The sequence below is a fragment of the Azospirillum sp. UENF 312511 genome, assembly GCF_058780635.1.
The window spans coordinates 2933464-2948869 of record NZ_JBSNCG010000003.1; the positions used below are offsets into that span (position 1 = coordinate 2933464).

At 65.9% G+C, this 15406-nt stretch carries 15 protein-coding genes, 2 tRNA genes and 1 pseudogene; 13 read left to right on the plus strand and 5 right to left on the minus strand.

The window, feature by feature from the left end; translation table 11 throughout:
• The first annotated feature begins 10 nt into the window (after positions 1 to 10).
• Positions 11 to 391, plus strand: coding sequence for a DUF1850 domain-containing protein (locus ACWPN7_RS25340; RefSeq protein ID WP_407823423.1), 381 nt, complete (start codon positions 11 to 13; stop codon positions 389 to 391).
• 112 nt (positions 392 to 503) lie between these two features.
• Positions 504 to 1961, plus strand: a complete 1458-nt coding sequence (locus ACWPN7_RS25345; RefSeq protein WP_459196591.1) for a sodium:proton antiporter — start codon at positions 504 to 506, stop codon at positions 1959 to 1961.
• 49 nt (positions 1962 to 2010) lie between these two features.
• Here the strand turns inward: ACWPN7_RS25345 and ACWPN7_RS25350 are convergent, their stop codons facing one another.
• Together ACWPN7_RS25350 and ACWPN7_RS25355 are read right to left on the minus strand one after the other, a co-directional pair.
• Entirely contained in the window at positions 2011 to 2835 is an 825-nt protein-coding gene (locus ACWPN7_RS25350) for a universal stress protein (protein ID WP_200474481.1), read from the minus strand.
• A 79-nt stretch (positions 2836 to 2914) separates the two neighbouring features.
• Positions 2915 to 3673, minus strand: coding sequence for a DUF1194 domain-containing protein (locus tag ACWPN7_RS25355; RefSeq protein ID WP_103039029.1), 759 nt, complete (start codon positions 3671 to 3673; stop codon positions 2915 to 2917).
• A 127-nt stretch (positions 3674 to 3800) separates the two neighbouring features.
• On the opposite strand from ACWPN7_RS25355, the gene ACWPN7_RS25360 reads away from it, so the two are divergent.
• From ACWPN7_RS25360 to ACWPN7_RS25370, 3 genes are all read left to right on the plus strand, one after another.
• Positions 3801 to 4964, plus strand: a complete 1164-nt coding sequence (locus ACWPN7_RS25360) for an acetoin utilization protein AcuC (protein ID WP_201042488.1) — start codon at positions 3801 to 3803, stop codon at positions 4962 to 4964.
• 162 nt (positions 4965 to 5126) lie between these two features.
• On the plus strand, positions 5127 to 6236 hold the full coding sequence (locus ACWPN7_RS25365; protein WP_492273480.1) for a hypothetical protein: 1110 nt from the start codon (positions 5127 to 5129) through the stop codon (positions 6234 to 6236).
• Between the two features lie 124 nt (positions 6237 to 6360).
• Positions 6361 to 6801, plus strand: coding sequence for a DUF192 domain-containing protein (locus tag ACWPN7_RS25370; protein WP_247891394.1), 441 nt, complete (start codon positions 6361 to 6363; stop codon positions 6799 to 6801).
• A 125-nt stretch (positions 6802 to 6926) separates the two neighbouring features.
• On the opposite strand, the gene ACWPN7_RS25375 is transcribed toward ACWPN7_RS25370, so the two are convergent.
• Positions 6927 to 7424, minus strand: a complete 498-nt coding sequence (locus ACWPN7_RS25375) for a hypothetical protein (RefSeq protein WP_456522104.1) — start codon at positions 7422 to 7424, stop codon at positions 6927 to 6929.
• A gap of 118 nt (positions 7425 to 7542) precedes the next feature.
• On the opposite strand from ACWPN7_RS25375, the gene ACWPN7_RS25380 reads away from it, so the two are divergent.
• The 4 genes from ACWPN7_RS25380 (at position 7543) to ACWPN7_RS25395 (ending at position 8741) form a co-directional block, all read left to right on the plus strand.
• Positions 7543 to 7620: transfer RNA gene (locus tag ACWPN7_RS25380), tRNA-Pro, on the plus strand.
• A gap of 49 nt (positions 7621 to 7669) precedes the next feature.
• Positions 7670 to 7966: an ETC complex I subunit gene (locus tag ACWPN7_RS25385; RefSeq protein WP_014240426.1), complete on the plus strand. Its 297-nt coding sequence runs from the start codon at positions 7670 to 7672 to the stop codon at positions 7964 to 7966.
• 10 nt (positions 7967 to 7976) lie between these two features.
• Positions 7977 to 8053 (plus strand) — tRNA-Arg (locus tag ACWPN7_RS25390).
• 445 nt (positions 8054 to 8498) lie between these two features.
• Positions 8499 to 8741: a DUF6460 domain-containing protein gene (locus ACWPN7_RS25395; RefSeq protein WP_247881637.1), complete on the plus strand. Its 243-nt coding sequence runs from the start codon at positions 8499 to 8501 to the stop codon at positions 8739 to 8741.
• Positions 8742 to 9073: 332 nt separating this feature from the next.
• On the opposite strand, the gene hisI is transcribed toward ACWPN7_RS25395, so the two are convergent.
• Both hisI and metC read right to left on the minus strand, forming a co-directional pair.
• Positions 9074 to 9508, minus strand: a complete 435-nt coding sequence (gene hisI / locus ACWPN7_RS25400; protein ID WP_038527789.1) for a phosphoribosyl-AMP cyclohydrolase — start codon at positions 9506 to 9508, stop codon at positions 9074 to 9076.
• A 43-nt stretch (positions 9509 to 9551) separates the two neighbouring features.
• Entirely contained in the window at positions 9552 to 10730 is a 1179-nt protein-coding gene (metC, locus tag ACWPN7_RS25405) for a cystathionine beta-lyase (protein WP_038527791.1), read from the minus strand.
• A 240-nt stretch (positions 10731 to 10970) separates the two neighbouring features.
• On the opposite strand from metC, the pseudogene ACWPN7_RS25410 reads away from it, so the two are divergent.
• The 4 genes and pseudogenes from ACWPN7_RS25410 (at position 10971) to ACWPN7_RS25425 (ending at position 15315) form a co-directional block, all read left to right on the plus strand.
• A pseudogene (locus tag ACWPN7_RS25410) lies at positions 10971 to 11994 on the plus strand (amino acid ABC transporter substrate-binding protein).
• 198 nt (positions 11995 to 12192) lie between these two features.
• Complete coding sequence (locus tag ACWPN7_RS25415) at positions 12193 to 13392, plus strand: amino acid ABC transporter permease (protein WP_145686250.1); 1200 nt, start codon at positions 12193 to 12195, stop codon at positions 13390 to 13392.
• Positions 13393 to 13397: 5 nt separating this feature from the next.
• Positions 13398 to 14516 (plus strand): amino acid ABC transporter permease, encoded by a 1119-nt coding sequence (locus ACWPN7_RS25420; RefSeq protein WP_038527795.1) that lies wholly within the window; start codon positions 13398 to 13400, stop codon positions 14514 to 14516.
• Positions 14517 to 14538: 22 nt separating this feature from the next.
• Entirely contained in the window at positions 14539 to 15315 is a 777-nt protein-coding gene (locus tag ACWPN7_RS25425) for an amino acid ABC transporter ATP-binding protein (protein ID WP_038530854.1), read from the plus strand.
• The last annotated feature ends 91 nt before the right edge of the window (positions 15316 to 15406 follow it).

Sequence of the window (15406 nt, forward strand, 5' to 3'; positions counted from 1 at the left end):
TGGCGGCGGTATGAGCGTGGCGTTATGCCTGTCGGCGCTCGGTGGGGCGGTTCTGGCCGCCCTGCCGGGGCCTGCCTTCACCCTGTCCTGGACCCATTCGGTGGAAAAGACCGAATGGCGGGAGGACTGGCGCATCGAGGATGGACGTCTCGTCCTGACCGAGGCCCGTGTGAAGGGCACCGGCGCCGGGATGGAGCCGCCCGCCGAGTCCCGCTTGGCCGACGGCTGGTGGGTCTGGGTGCCGACGGTGCCGCCACTGGAACGGCTGGTCCTGGCCGCTTCCTCCTTCACCCCGGACCACGAGTTGTGCGCGGGCGGCGCCTGCCGTCCGCTTCACGGCTGGATCGACGGACCGGTGCCAAGCCCTTTAGAAATCAAACCCTGCCTGTAACCCCGCTGTCCACGCACGGCCGCAAAGGGGATTCGGCAGGGCCGTTCCGGCTTGGCTTAAGCCATGGTGGGACGCATACTTGCGCAACTGATATTACAGCCGAATGCGTATGATGACCGACGCCCGACCGAACCGACATCTCACCCGTTCCCTGGCCGCCCTTGCCGGCCTCGCCGCCGCCGGACTGCCGGGGCTGGCCCTGGCGGCGGAGGCAGCGGGCGCCCCGCATCTCGACGGGCGCGACCTGAACGTCTTCTGGGTGATTCCCTTCGTCGGGATTCTGCTGTCCATCGCCCTGATGCCGCTGCTGGCGCCATCCTTCTGGCACCATCATTTCGGCAAAGTCGCCGCGGGATGGGCCATTGCCTTTCTGCTGCCCTTCGCGCTGACCTTCGGGGCGGGGCTCGCCACCTACGAGCTGCTGCACACGCTGTTTCTCGAATATATCCCCTTCATCGTGCTGCTGACCGCCCTGTTCACGGTGGCGGGCGGCGTGCGGATCGCTGGGACGCTGGTGGGGACGCCGCTGGCGAACACGCTGGGGCTGGGGCTGGGCACGCTGCTGGCGAGCCTGATGGGAACCACCGGCGCCTCGATGCTGCTGATCCGCCCGCTGATCCGCGCCAACGAGCACCGGCGACACAAGGTGCACACCGTCGTCTTCTTCATCTTCCTGGTGTCGAACGTCGGCGGTTCCCTGACACCGCTGGGCGATCCGCCGCTGTTCCTGGGCTTCCTGAAGGGGGTCAGCTTCTTCTGGCCGACCATCCATCTGTTCTGGCCGATGGTTCTGGTGTCGGGCTGCCTGCTGGCGATCTACTTCGTGGTGGACCTCTACCTGCACACCAAGGACCCCGGAAAGCACCCGCTGATCGAGGGCGTGCATGAGCGGGAGCCGGTGCGGATCGAGGGAGCGGTCAACCTGCTCCTGCTCGTCGCCATCGTCGGTGCGGTGCTGCTCAGCGGCGTCTGGCATCCGGGGGTGGGGGTGGAGATCTACCACATCCAGGTGCCGCTGGAGACGATCGTCAGCAATCTGCTGCTTATCGGCATCACCGGCCTGTCGCTGAAGCTGACCAGCGCGCACAGCCGCCGCCTGAACGCCTTCACCTGGGGGCCGATCCTGGAGGTGGCGAAGCTGTTCGCCGCGATCTTCCTGACCATCATCCCGGCCATCGCCATTCTGCGGGCGGGCACGGACGGCGCGCTGGGCGCCATCATCGCGGCGGTGAACCAGGACGGCCAGCCGGTCCCCGCGGCCTATTTCTGGGCGGCGGGCATCCTGTCGAGCTTCCTCGACAACGCGCCGACCTACCTGATCTTCTTCAACACCGCGGGCGGCGACGCGCAGGTGCTGATGGGCGATCTGGCGGTGACGCTGGCGGCCATTTCGGCGGGCGCGGTGTTCATGGGGGCCAACACCTACATCGGCAACGCGCCGAACTTCATGGTCAAGGCCATCGCGGAGGAGCGCGGCGTGGCGATGCCGAGCTTCTTCGGCTACATGCTGTGGTCTTGCGGCATCCTGGTGCCGCTGTTCGTCTTGGTGACCTGGGTGTTCTTCCTCTAGCTCCAGGTCCAATCTGCCGGGCGGCCCGTCGCCGCCCGGCGTTTCCCTGTCAGTGCGACATCAGCACCGGCACTTCCAGCTTCGCCAGAACCGTTCGGGTGGCGCCGCCCAGCACCATCTCCCGCAGGCGGGAATGGCCATAGGACCCCATCACCAGGAGATCGCCGCCCAACTCGCGGCAAGCGCTGACCAGGACGTCGCCCACATCGCCGCCCTGGAAGATGTTGGCCTGATGCTGACTGCGCACGCCGTGGCGCTCCAGCCAGATCATCAGATCGCGCCCGCTGTCCAGCGCATGGCCCGGCGGGTCGATGGTGACCACGGTGACCCTCTCCGCCTCCTTCAGGAAGGGCAGGGCGTTGCGCACGGCGCGTCCGGCCTCCCGCGTGTTCTTCCAGGCCACCACCACATGGCGCCCGATGGCCGCCGCGGACGGCTTGGCATAGGGCAGGACCAGCGTGGGGCAGGGGCTGGTCAGCGGCAGCCGGTCGGGTACCTGGAGCATCACCCGGTCGCCGCGCTCGTCGTCGTGGCTCTGCGTCACCACGGCGAGATCGGCGTAGACGGCGCGGGCGGCCAACAGCTCCACATGGTCGCCTTCCTCAATCGTCCAGGAGTAGGAGCAGTCCTTCAGCGCCTGCCGAACCTCCTGCTCGATCTGTTCGGCCTTCTCGTGGGCGATGGCCGTGGCCTCCGCGATGTAGGCGTAGGACGCGGCGCGGCCGGTCACGGCGGCGGGCATGGACACCGGCGTGGCGACGAACAGCACCTCGACAAAGGCGGAAAAGCGCCTGGCCAGACCGACAGCGGCCTCCAGCCGCTGGGAATGGCGGTCGTCGTTCGACATGTGCAGCAGGATCGTCTTGATCGGCATGGTCTCGCTCGCAGGTTTCGAACCGGATGACCGGCCCTCCATAGGTAATGTTTGTTGAGCCAATCTGGCAACGATCCGGCTAACGGCTGGCGAGGCCGGTGCGTGCGCCCGCGCCGGGATCTGGGGTGAGGCCGGAGATTTCCAGAAGCAGCTTGCTCAGGATGGCGTCGGCGAAGGCTTCGAAGCTGACCGCGGGCACCAGGAAGGCGCCGGGTCCGCCGATCACATGCTCCTCGTAATAGCCGTCGAGGTTCGTCGGTGCCGCCCCGCCCCAGGGATTGGGCCGGTCGTTGAGGATCGGCAGGCCGTTGATGGTGATCCCGGCGGCGACCGCCTCGTCGCGCGCCCATTGCACGGGACGGCCGCGGTTGTTGACACCGTCGCCCGACACGTCGATGACCCGCCGCGTCCCTTCGAATCCGTTGTCGTTGAACAGGCGGGCGCTGAAGTCGATGGCCGCGCTGATCGAGGTCCACTGCGCGCTGAGGGTGGGCGATTCGGCGATGGAGGAGGCGAAGGCTTCGACGCTGCCGTGGTCGCTCAGCAGGGTCCAGGGCACAGTGATGCGCTGGAAGCTGTCGCCGGCCCATTCGACGTAGGTGACGGCGATGCGCCCGAAGGGACCGCCGCGGATCGCCGCTTGTATCTTGGGGTCGGTGAGGGCGGCGACGTAGCCCTCGCGCTGGAGACGGCCTTCCTCGGCGTCAACGCTGCCGGACACGTCCACGGCCAGCACCAGTTCCAGATCGACCGGCGTGTCGGCCAGAGCCGGCGCTCCCGCTCCGCCGGCCACAAGAATCGCAACGGCCACCCCCGCCAGACGCCACGCACCGTCCATGCCGTGCCTCCCCCGCGGATGTTTTCGCCCATACCCCTCAAGAAAAGAGATCGCTGCGCGGCCACGACAAGGGGCCCTGTGCACGAGACGTTGACGGACGGGCGTCGCCGCTCCACCTCTCCACCCCATGCCGACCGATTTTCCGAACGAACTTCCGCCAGCGTTTCCCGCCATCCCGCTGTTTCTCGGCAGCGAGATCTACCGGGGCTCCAGCTACGGCGCGAAGCACCCGCTGGCCATCCCGCGGGTGTCCACCGCCATCGACCTCAGCCGCGCCATGGGCTGGCTGCCCGACGCGGTCTACCGCGACAGCCCGCTGGCGACGCCGGAGGAACTGGGCCGCTTCCACAGCCCGGACTACATCGCCGCCCTCCACCGCGCGGAGGCGGACCAGCGGGTGGATGCCGAAACCGGGGAGCGCTACAACCTCGGCCGGCTGGAAAATCCCGTCTTTCCCGAAATGTACCGCCGCCCCGCCATCAGCACCGGTGCGGCCATCCTGGCCGGGCGCCTGCTGGCGGAGCAGCCGGCCGGCATCGTCTACAGCCCGGCCAGCGGCACCCACCACGCCCGTCCGGGGCGGGCCAGCGGCTTCTGCTACCTCAACGCTCCAGTGCTGGGCATCCTGGCCCTGCTCGATTCCGGGATCGACCGGGTGCTCTACGTGGATCTCGACGCCCACCACGGCGACGGGGTGGAGGATGCCTTCGCCGACGACGACCGCGTGCTGACCCTGTCGGTCCACGAGGACGGGCGCTGGCCCTTCACCGGCAAGGCGGAGGATCGCCCCGGCGCCATGGCCGTCAACCTGCCGGTCCCGCCGGCGTTCAACGACACGGAGATGGATTACCTTCTGGAGACGGTGATCCTGCCGCTGGGGCAAGCGTTCCGCCCCCAGGCGCTGGTCATCCAGACCGGCTCCGACGCGCTGGCCGAGGACCCGCTGAGCCGGCTGGAACTGTCGAACGGTGCGCTGTGGCGGGCGGTGCGCGCTCTGATGGGGCTGGCACCGCGCCTGATGGTGGTTGGGGGCGGGGGCTACAATCCCTGGTCTGTCGGGCGCTGCTGGGCAGGAATCTGGGCGGTGCTGAACGGCATCGACCCGGCGGTGCCGCCGACGCCCGAGGCGGAAGGCGTTCTGCGGTCGCTGTCCTGGTCGCGCGCCGCCGGGCGCAACCCGCCGGAGCATTGGTTCACCACGCTCGCCGACGCGCCACGTCCCGGCCCGCTGCGCGACGAGGTGCGTCGCGTTGTCGCTGCGGCAATCGCGAAGATGGTCCGCACTGGATAATCTTTGGAAAGTTTTTTATTCGCATATGTCACGCAGTTGACGTATTGGGACGAATCGGCCAGCGCTGATTCGCGCGAACTCGCGCTGTCCGCAGGCCGATCCAACCAGCCACGTCATGCTGGGGACCGGGAGCTGGAGAGAAGGAGAGGGGGCAGGCCGCCGATGTCCAACACCACCTTGCTCCTGCTGACCATCGCCGCAATGATGTTGGCCGCCGTTCCGGTCGCCATGATGCTGAAGCGTTTCCTGCCCGATTTTCTCCATCGATCCGCAGGAATCGGCCAGCTTGAGAGCCGCATTTACGTCCTGCATTCGGAAATCCACGAGCTTCAGGACCGGGTGAACGTCAAGGTGCAGCGGCGCAATCAGGTGTCCGCCGAGAAGCACCGCGCGGAAACCGAAAACCGCAAGATGGAGCGGGCGATCGCGGAGATCGCGCTCCAGCCGCCCGTGTTCGTGCATGAGGTGGGCGATCCCAAGGCTGGTCTGTCGAAGTTCCTGGTGAACCTCGCCCAAGAGAAGGCGTCCTCCGGCGGGGACAAGTCCCAGGTCAACCCGATCTGGCGCTGCGCCAACGTGGCGGAGGTCTGGGCGTCCAACGCGGAGGAGGCCAAGCAGCTCGTCGAGGTGGCGTTCCCCTTCAAGATGGGCTTCACCAAGACGTTCCAGAAGAACTCAGGGCCGCCCAAACCCCGGCCGGATCAGGGCACCCGCGTCATGATGATCAACTTCCTCATCATCCTGGGGATCATCGCCATCGGGGCGTGGCTGGGCAACGTGCTGCTGGCGGTCGATGCTCAGGTGGCGCAGAGCCGCAGCCGGATGCGCGCCGCCAAGGACTCCACCAGCAAGCTGGAAGCGACGATCCGCCGGCTCCAGCGCGAGGAGGAGAACCTCGTCACGGAGATCGACGAGTGCATGGCCGACACGGTCGAGGCGCGCCGCAAACAGTCGGACATCCAGCGGCGCCTGTCCGAGGCGCAGACCAAGCAGCGGCCCCAGCTCCTGATCCTGACCGACCGGCGCAACCCCAACGACAAGGAGTGGCTGGTGACGGTCGTCAACACACAGATCGGCGAGATCGACGCCCTGCACCCGCTGGCCGTCGAATGGGCGCGCGGGCGCGACTATCTCGTCTGGGCCGAGAGCGACCGGGAGGCCGGGGAGCGCGCCATCCGCCGCTTCAGCGCCCGACCCGGCTATCAGATCAAGCAGGTCAAGCCATTGACCAAGGACATCTACACCACCGCCACCGACCGGACGGCGGCGTAACGCCGTCGAAGAGGCCGCTGGACAGCCGCACATCACGGCGGCATCGTCCAAGCTCTGAACGTCAAGGAATGGGTTGGTCGCGATGATCGGACGGGCTGTGCGTGGCCTCTTGGGTGGGCTTCTGATGGGGGCCGCGATTCTGCTGTCGGCCCTGCCGGCGACGGCGCTGGAGAGCTTCGCGCGCTCCTCCCTGACCGTCGAGACGGCGGGCGGCGGCAAGTACCGCTTCGACGTGGAACTGGCGGAAACCCCGGCGCAGCAGGCGCAGGGGCTGATGTTCCGTGAGAAGATGGCCGCCGACTCCGGCATGCTGTTCATCTACGACCGGCCGCAGCCGGCCAGCTTCTGGATGAAGAACACGCTGATCCCGCTCGACATGATCTTCATCGGGACGGACGGCCGCATCGTGAACATCCACGCCAACGCCGTGCCGCAGTCGCTGGACGCGGTGAACTCCGCCGGTTCGGTGAAAGGCATCCTGGAGATCAACGGCGGCATGAGCGCCCGTCTGGGCATCCGTCCGGGCGACCGCGTGGTGCATTCGACCTTCGGCACCGCGAAGTGAGGGCGCCGCGGCGCTAAAGCGAACTTCCGTTCGCTTTAGACTCTTATCGCCTCATTCGCCGGCGGGCTCCGGTCGCATGTGCGACCGGGACCGCAGTCGCGGTCCAAAGCGGATTGCAATCCGCTTTAACGGACCTCGTCGGGCAGCCCGAAGGCAGCCAGGACGAGCCGGGCGGCCTCGTCGGGGGGTGTGGTGCCGCCGCTCACCACGATGCAGGCACGCGGATGCAGCCACGCCCGCAAGGTGCGCCGCACCCCGCCGTCGGACGGCGGCTGGTCCTCCAGCACCGCCGCGGGCGTGCCCCGCCGCGCCAGCCGGACGGCGCCAAGGGTGACGAGTCCGGCATCCCCTCCCACCCCGATGAGCCCGGCCGGCCGCCGCTCCGCGACGATCCGCGCGAGAGCGAGGACGGAAGTGCCGGTGTGGCGCTTGGCAAGGTCGATCTGGCCGATGCCGGGGTGCAGCGCCGCCCGCAACGGTCCACCTCCCATGGGGGCCATGACGTCAATCCCATACCCCCACAGCCGCAGGGCATCGGCCAGAGCCACGGCGGCGCGTCCGGCCGGGGTGTCGTCCAGCCCGGACACGAAGACGGCGAGACGGGGCGGGGAAGAGGTGTTCACGGAAGGGGTGGCCGACGCGGTCGAAAGGGGCGGCATCATACGGAAGGTCCACCCTGCGGGATAGATGCGGCAGCGTCTTGCCGTCCGCGCAGGGTTCGTGTATTCCACTGCGCGACGTCGGGGCGTAGCGCAGTCTGGTCAGCGCGCCAGTTTTGGGTACTGGAGGCCCCCGGTTCGAATCCGGGCGCCCCGACCAACGAAATTCGAACGATGCACCACGCACGTATCAGAGGAGATGCCGCGTCATGAAGGTCCGGATCTACCAGCCGAGCAAAGCGGCCACTCAGTCCGGGCGTGCCAAGACGCATCGTTGGTTGCTCGAGTACGAGATCGAAACCCCGCGCCGTCCGGAGCCGCTGATGGGCTGGATCAGCTCCGGCGACACGCTGAACCAAGTGCGCATCGGTTTCGAGACGTCGGAGGAGGCGGTTGCCTTCGCCCAGCGCAAGGGCTGGGACTATACGGTCCAGGACGCGCCGGTGCGCCGCGTCCGTCCGCGCAACTATGCCGACAACTTCCGTATGGACCGTCCGCGCTTCTGATCCGGACCGGGGCCCCATAGCTCAGTTGGATAGAGCAATCGCCTTCTAAGCGATAGGTCGCAGGTTCGAATCCTGCTGGGGTCGCCACCTTCTTTTGAAACACCAGATCGTCCCGATCGATGTGCGCCGTCCGCGGACTTCCGCCAGCGGACGGGCTTCCAACTCCCAAACGGTCAACACAGTTATCCCCATATCCTTTTTGTCGTAGGCAAAGGGATCGTGAAGCCTTTGGTTGCGGTGCGACTCTGACGAATTGCAATGTATCCAATGGTTTCGCCTCGCGATGACCATGCCCAATTTAGGGGCATAACGGCAAGCTGTGGCCACCCCAACGGGCTTGAGGACTCATCCACAAAGTTATCCACAGAAAATGGGGATAACCCGAAAGCGCCTGGGCGAGGTTGGGCTAAGGCGTTCTCATGCGCCGCCACAATAACCATCTACCGCAAAGAACGCGCTCCGTGCCGGTGGCGTTTCACGGGGCGCTTGATCAATCCCACGCCGTTCGGCGTCAATACGAGGTGATGTCTTGGTGGGTTGGGTCGTCAGAACGCTTCTGCTGTGCTTCGTGGTCGGGTTGGTTCTGTCCTTCCTGGACATCAATCCGGCCAGCATCCTGACCAACAGTTGGGCCACCATCCAGGACATCGCCCGGCTCGCCGCGGACATGTTCCATTGGGCGCTGCCCTATATTCTGATCGGAGCGGTGATCGTCGTTCCGCTGTCCGTCATCGGAGCGGTCATGCGCTGGTCCCGCACGCGGCACCGCCCGTAACGCAATTCCGATCTCCACCACCCGCAAAAGAAAAAACCGGAGATCCAGTGGATCTCCGGTTAAGTGAATACAGGGAGGGTTAGAGACAAGGACTGTTTAACTGTTCGGACGACCCGCTTCGTTGATCTGTATCAATCTGCGATAATTTTATCGATCCGCTGCAACCGGACCGGCTTTGACTTTGGATAAAAAAATAGCCGAGGGTTCCATTGGAACCCCCGGCATAGGCGAATACAGGGAGGGTTAGAGACAAGAGCTTTCTACCTCTTCCCGCCCCGGGCTACGTTGACATAGATCAAACACTTTTCGCATTGCAGCGAAGGTTTAGCGTCTTACTTATGCGTGTGTCCGTAGAGAACCGAAGGATCGGTCTCAACATCCTGAATAATTTCCAGTTTTCCATCGCGCAGCGCGCGGTAGAAGCAGCTGCGCCGCCCAGTGTGGCAGGCCACGCCGTCCTGCTCCACGATCACCAGCAGGGTGTCGCCGTCGCAATCGACGCGGAAATCCTTCAGCCGCTGCATCTGGCCGGAGGTTTCGCCCTTGCGCCACAACCCCTTGCGGGACCGCGACCAATAGCAGACGCGCCCCGTGCGCAGCGTTTCCAGCACGGCGTCGCGGTTCATCCAGGCCATCATCAGGATCTCGCCGCTTCCTTCCGCCTGGGCGATGGCCGGGACCAGCCCGTCGGCGTTGAAGCTGATGGCGGCGATCACGTCATCGAACGACGGCTCGATGGGTGCCCCGGGCGCGGTGGCGTCCGTCATGATGTTCAATCCTCGTGTGTGTGCGCTCGTTGGGACCCACCCGTTACAGGGCGGCCCTCAGGCGGGCGAAGGCGCCGTCCAGGTCGCGGATGAGATCGTCCGCGTCCTCCAGCCCGGCGTGCAGGCGCAGCATGGTGCCGGGATCGGTCCAGCGGGTCGCCGTGCGGACGGCGGCAGGGCGCGCCGGCAGGATCAGGCTCTCGAACCCGCCCCAGCTGTAGCCCATCCCGAACAGCTCCAGCGAGTTCAGCATGGCCGACAGAGCAGGCTTCGGCACGGCGTTCATGACGATGGAGAACAGGCCGGAGGAGCGCCCGATGTCGCGCTTCCACAGTTCATGGCCCGGGCAGTCCGGGAGGGCCGGATGCAGGACGCGCGTGACCTCGGGTTGCTTCGACAGCCACTCGGCCAGGGCGAGCGCGCTTGCCTCATGCTGCTTCAGACGGACGGCCAGGGTGCGCAGGCCGCGCAGCCCCAGATAGATGTCGTCCGGGCCGGCGCAGGTGCCCGTCCGCGTGGCGGCCTTTTTCACGGCCAGCCATTGCGCCTCGTTGGCGCAGGAGATCACGCCCAGCATCGCGTCGGCGTGGCCGACGATGTATTTGGTGGCTGAGTGGATCGACACGTCCACCCCATGCTGCAATGGCTGGAAGAAGAGGGGGGTGGCCCAGGTGTTGTCGATCATCACTGTGGCGCCCACCGTCTTGGCCGCGGCGGCGATGGCCGGGACGTCCTGCACCTCGAAGGTCAGGGAACCCGGCGATTCGAGGAACACCACGCTGGTGTTCGGCTTCAGCAACCCGGTGATGCCGGCGCCGATGGTGGGATCGAAATACTCGACCTCCACGCCGTAGGGGACCAGCGTGTCGTTGGCGAATCGGCGGGTCGGACCGTAGGCGCTGTCGGTGATCAGGACATGGTCGCCCGTCTTGGTGAAGGCGAAGAGCGCCGTTGCGATGGCGTTCAGGCCCGAGCCGGTGTTGACCGCGCGATAGGCGCCCTCAAGCTCCGCGATGGCCTGCTCAAAGGCCAGCGTGGTCGGAGTCCCGATGCGCCCATAGTTGATGCGGTCGAAAGGAGCTTGGTCGCCTGCTTCCAGATCCTCCAGCGTCGGGAACAGCACCGTCGAGCAGTGGTAGACCGGCGGATTCACGATTCCGTGATTCTCGCGCGGGCTGCGCCCGGCATGTCCGAGGACCGTATCTTTTCGTGCGTCTTTCATGGGTCTTCCCGCAACAACAGTGATGGCGGTCGTATCCCGACATTCCAGGATGGACCCGGCCGCCAAAGATTCTTTTCCCTAAGCCTCTGTAAGGGATAACCAAGCCAAATGCACGGCTTAAGGATGATTCGACAAGCCGGATGCTGTTGGTGCACTCTTGTCACACGCGCGTGTCCGCCATGCGGAGCGCGCAATGCATGAACCTAAGCGTAAAAACGCAAGAACAGGGTGGAGCTTAATATGAAATCGGGAATCCTCGCCGCTGCTGCCGCGGCCGTGGTGTTCGGCGCCGTCACCGGTGCCCAGGCCGGTCCGACGCTGGACGCCGTCAAGGGCCGCGGCTTCGTTCAGTGCGGCGTGAATGCCGGCCTTCCGGGCTTCGGCAACCCCGACAGCTCGGGCAACTGGACCGGTCTCGATGTCGATTACTGCCGCGCGGTCGCGGTTGCGCTGTTCAACGACCCCAACAAGGTCAAGTTCACCCCGCTGTCGGCCCAGCAACGCTTCCCCGCCATCCAGTCGGGCGAGGTCGATCTGCTGTCGCGCAACACCACCGTCACGCTGACCCGCGACACCTCGGTCGGCCTGAACTTCGCCCCGGTCACCTATTATGACGGCCAGGGCTTCATGGTGAACAAGAAGCTCGGCGTGAAGAGCGCCAAGGAGCTGAACGGCGCCACCGTCTGTGTCCAGGCCGGCACCACGACCGAACTGAACCTGGCGGACTACTTCCGCACCAACAACATGTCTTACAACCCGGTCGTCATCGAGTTCGAACGACGAGGTGAACGCCGCCTACTTCGCCGGCCGCTGCGACGTGCTGACGACCGACGCCTCCGGCCTGGCCGGCACCCGCGCCGGCGTGGCCCCGGTTCCGGACGACCATATCATCCTCCCGGAGATCATCTCCAAAGAGCCGCTGGCCCCCGCCGTCCGCCATGGTGACGACCAGTGGTTCGATGTGGTGAAGTGGACCGTCTACGCCACGATCCAGGCCGAAGAGATGGGCATCACGTCCAAGAACGTCGACGAGTTCGTGAACAGCAAGAACCCGGAGATCCAGCGCATCCTCGGCACCTCGCCGGGCATGGGCAAGGCGCTGGGCCTGGACGAGAAGTGGGCCTACAACATCATCAAGACCATGGGCAACTATGGTGAGATCTTCGAGCGCAACGTCGGCACGAAGACCCCGCTGAAGCTGGAGCGCGGCCTGAACGCGCTGTGGACCAACGGCGGTCTGCAGTACGCGATGCCGATCCGCTAAGGACGGAAAGGGGGACCGCGGACCACAGGGAGGCCCGCGGTCCATCCTTTTTTGACGACGGGCAGGGCGGTTTCAGGGCGACAAGAATCAAGGCCCGTGCCGCAGCCCGTTTGGGAGACGATATACGTGGCGCAAGATGCGTCGGACGTTCGGGAGGCGGCCGACGCCCTTATGCCATGCTGGTGAGGGGAGAGAACCGTGGCCAGCGAGACCCGGGACACCGCGCGCCCAAGCGCGCCTGGCGGTGTTTCATTTTCCCTCAGCGACCCGACGGTCCGTGCCGTGTTCTACCAGGTTCTGGTGGTCGGCATCGTCATCGCGGTCGGCTGGTTCCTTATTCACAACACGCTCGACAACCTGTCGAAGCGGTCCATCGCGACGGGATTCGGATTCCTGGACCGCGAGGCCTCCTTCGGCATCGGTGAGAGCCTGATCGACTACCATCCACGGGACAGCTACGGCCGGGCCTTCCTGGTCGGCGTGCTGAACACGCTGAAGGTGTCGATCATCGGCGTCGTGCTGGCGACCGTGCTGGGCACGCTGATCGGCGTCGCCCGCCTGTCGAGCAATTGGCTGATCGCCAAGCTGGCCTCCACCTATGTGGAGATCGTCCGAAACATTCCGCCGCTGCTCCAGCTCTTCTTCTGGTACGCGCTGGTCTCGGAAAGCATGCCACCGGTGCGGCAGGCGCTGAACCCGATTCCCGGCGTGTTCCTGTCACAGCGCGGCCTGTTCGTGCCGGTGCCCTCCGCCGACCCGGTGTGGGGCACGATGGGCTTCGCGCTCGCCATCGCGGTGATCGGCGTGATCTTCCTGCGGCGCTGGGCCAAGGCCCGGCAGGAGCGGACGGGCCAGCCCTTCCCGATCGGATCGGCGAGCCTGGGTCTGCTGATCGGCCTGCCGCTGATCGCCTACATCGCCGGTGGCGCGCCGACGGCGCTGGACGTACCGAAGCTGCAGGGCTTCAACTTCGTCGGCGGCGTGGTCCTCACTCCGGAGTTCTTCGCGATCCTGGTCGGCCTGGTCGTCTACACCGCGGCCTTCATCGCCGAGGTGGTGCGCAGCGGCATCCTGGCGGTCAACTGGGGCCAGACGGAAGCCGCAAGGGCGCTTGGCATCGACAGCGGCAAGACGCTCCGGCTCGTCGTCCTGCCGCAGGCCCTGCGGGTGATCGTGCCGCCGCTGACCAGCCAGTATCTGAACCTGACCAAGAACAGCTCCCTGGCGCTCGCCATCGGCTACCCGGATCTGGTGTCGATCGCCAACACGACGCTGAACCAGACCGGTCAGGCGATCGAGGGCGTGGCGATGATCATGGGCACCTATCTGGTCATCAGCCTGGGCATCTCGATCTTCATGAACTGGTACAACAAGCGCATCGCGCTGGTGGAGCGCTGACGGCCATGACAGACAACGTCCATACCGGCAACGTCCCCACCGGAAGCATCCCCGACGAGCGTCCGCCGTCCAACACCGTCGGCCCCGTGGCGTGGCTGCGCAACAACCTGTTCAACACCTGGTACAACGCGCTCCTGACCATCCTGATCGCCTGGCTGCTGTTCAAGGCGATCCCGCCGCTTCTCGACTGGCTGATCTTCAGCGCCAACAGCTTCGGCACGCCGCCCCAGGTGTGCCGGCAGGAGGGTGGCGCCTGCTGGACCTTCGTCAGCGAGAAGCTGCGCTTCGTCATGTTCGGTACCTTCCCGTACGACGAGCAGTGGCGGCCGCTGATCACCATCGTGATCATCATCGCGCTGGTGCTGGCGAGCTGCGACCGCCGCTTCTGGAAGCCCTGGCTGGCCCTCGTCTGGATCGCCGGCCTGACCGCGGTGGGCGTGCTGATGTGGGGCGGCGTGCTCGGCCTGACCTACGTCGAGAACACGCTGTGGGGCGGCCTCCCGCTGACCCTGATGCTCTCGGTGGTTGGCCTGTCCGTGGCCTTCCCGGCGTCGGTCCTGCTGGCGCTCGGCCGGCGGTCGCAGCTTCCGGCCATCCGCGTCATCTCGGTGACCTACATCGAGCTGATCCGCGGCGTGCCGCTGATCAGCCTGCTGTTCATGGCGTCGGTGATGTTCCCGCTGTTCCTGCCGACCGGTGTAAACTTCGACAAGCTGCTGCGCGCCCAGATCGCCTTCATCATGTTCGCCGCCGCCTACATGGCGGAAGCGATCCGCGGCGGTCTCCAGGCCATTCCGAAGGGCCAGTACGAGGCGGCGGACGCGCTCGGCCTGAACTACTGGCAGGCAATGGGCAAGATCATCCTGCCGCAGGCGCTCGCCATCTCCATCCCGCCGCTGGTGAACACCTTCATCAGCTTCTTCAAGGACACGTCGCTGGTCATCATCATCGGCCTCTACGACCTGCTGGGAACCGCCAAGGCGGCGCTCTCCGATCCGGCCTGGCGCGGCTTCTACCGCGAGGCCTACCTGTTCATCGGCGTGATCTACTGGGTGTTCTGCTACTCGATGTCCAAATACAGCCAAAAGCTCGAACGCGACCTGCGTCGCGGTCACCGTCGCTGAGGGAAGGGGAAAAGAGATGACCATGGCCCAAACCGCCGGCGCCGCGCGCAGCTTCCCGAAAGGGGAGGCGATCATCCAGTGCCAGGGCGTGCACAAGTGGTACGGCGAGTTTCACGTCCTGAAGAACATCGACCTGTCGGTCGCCAAGGGGGAGCGGATCGTGATCTGCGGCCCCTCGGGTTCCGGCAAGTCGACCATGATCCGCTGCCTGAACCGGCTTGAGGAACACCAGAAGGGCTCCATCGTCGTCGACGGCATCGAGCTGACCGGCAACCTGAAGAACATCGAGCTGGTCCGCCGCGAAGTCGGCATGGTGTTCCAGCACTTCAACCTGTTCCCGCACCTGACCGTGCTGGAGAACTGCACGCTCGCCCCCATCTGGGTCCGCAAGAAGCCGAAGGCCGAGGCGGAAGAGATGGCGATGCGCTACCTGAAGCGGGTGCGCATCGCCGAGCAGGCGCACAAGTACCCCGGCCAGCTTTCCGGCGGGCAGCAGCAGCGCGTGGCGATCGCCCGCTCGCTGTGCATGAGCCCGAAGGTCATGCTGTTCGACGAGCCGACCTCCGCGCTGGACCCCGAGATGGTCAAGGAGGTTCTGGACGTCATGATCGGTCTGGCCGAGGACGGCATGACCATGCTCTGCGTCACGCACGAGATGGGCTTCGCCAAGTCGGTCGCCGACCGCGTGATCTTCATGGACCGCGGCGAGATCGTTGAGCAGAACACGCCCAACGAGTTCTTCAACCACCCGCAGTCGGACCGGACGAAGCTGTTCCTCAGCCAGATCCTGAACCACTGATGCTCATAACCGCGCCGGAACGGCTTGTTCCGGCGCGGTAAACCAGCGCAACCCGCAAGGAACGCTGGCGGGTTGCCCCGGTTTCGGGTTG

Excerpts from the sequence above, each read along its gene's own strand:
- ACWPN7_RS25340 (WP_407823423.1), top strand. The coding sequence starts at position 11 with ATGAGCGTGGCGTTATGCCTGTCGGCGCTCGGTGGGGCGGTTCTGGCC.
- ACWPN7_RS25345 (WP_459196591.1), top strand. The coding sequence starts at position 504 with ATGACCGACGCCCGACCGAACCGACATCTCACCCGTTCCCTGGCCGCC.
- ACWPN7_RS25350 (WP_200474481.1), bottom strand. The coding sequence starts at position 2,835 with ATGCCGATCAAGACGATCCTGCTGCACATGTCGAACGACGACCGCCAT.
- ACWPN7_RS25355 (WP_103039029.1), bottom strand. The coding sequence starts at position 3,673 with ATGGACGGTGCGTGGCGTCTGGCGGGGGTGGCCGTTGCGATTCTTGTG.
- ACWPN7_RS25360 (WP_201042488.1), top strand. The coding sequence starts at position 3,801 with ATGCCGACCGATTTTCCGAACGAACTTCCGCCAGCGTTTCCCGCCATC.
- ACWPN7_RS25365 (WP_492273480.1), top strand. The coding sequence starts at position 5,127 with ATGTCCAACACCACCTTGCTCCTGCTGACCATCGCCGCAATGATGTTG.
- ACWPN7_RS25370 (WP_247891394.1), top strand. The coding sequence starts at position 6,361 with ATGGGGGCCGCGATTCTGCTGTCGGCCCTGCCGGCGACGGCGCTGGAG.
- ACWPN7_RS25385 (WP_014240426.1), top strand. The coding sequence starts at position 7,670 with ATGAAGGTCCGGATCTACCAGCCGAGCAAAGCGGCCACTCAGTCCGGG.
- hisI (WP_038527789.1), bottom strand. The coding sequence starts at position 9,508 with ATGACGGACGCCACCGCGCCCGGGGCACCCATCGAGCCGTCGTTCGAT.
- metC (WP_038527791.1), bottom strand. The coding sequence starts at position 10,730 with ATGAAAGACGCACGAAAAGATACGGTCCTCGGACATGCCGGGCGCAGC.
- ACWPN7_RS25420 (WP_038527795.1), top strand. The coding sequence starts at position 13,398 with ATGACAGACAACGTCCATACCGGCAACGTCCCCACCGGAAGCATCCCC.
- ACWPN7_RS25425 (WP_038530854.1), top strand. The coding sequence starts at position 14,539 with ATGGCCCAAACCGCCGGCGCCGCGCGCAGCTTCCCGAAAGGGGAGGCG.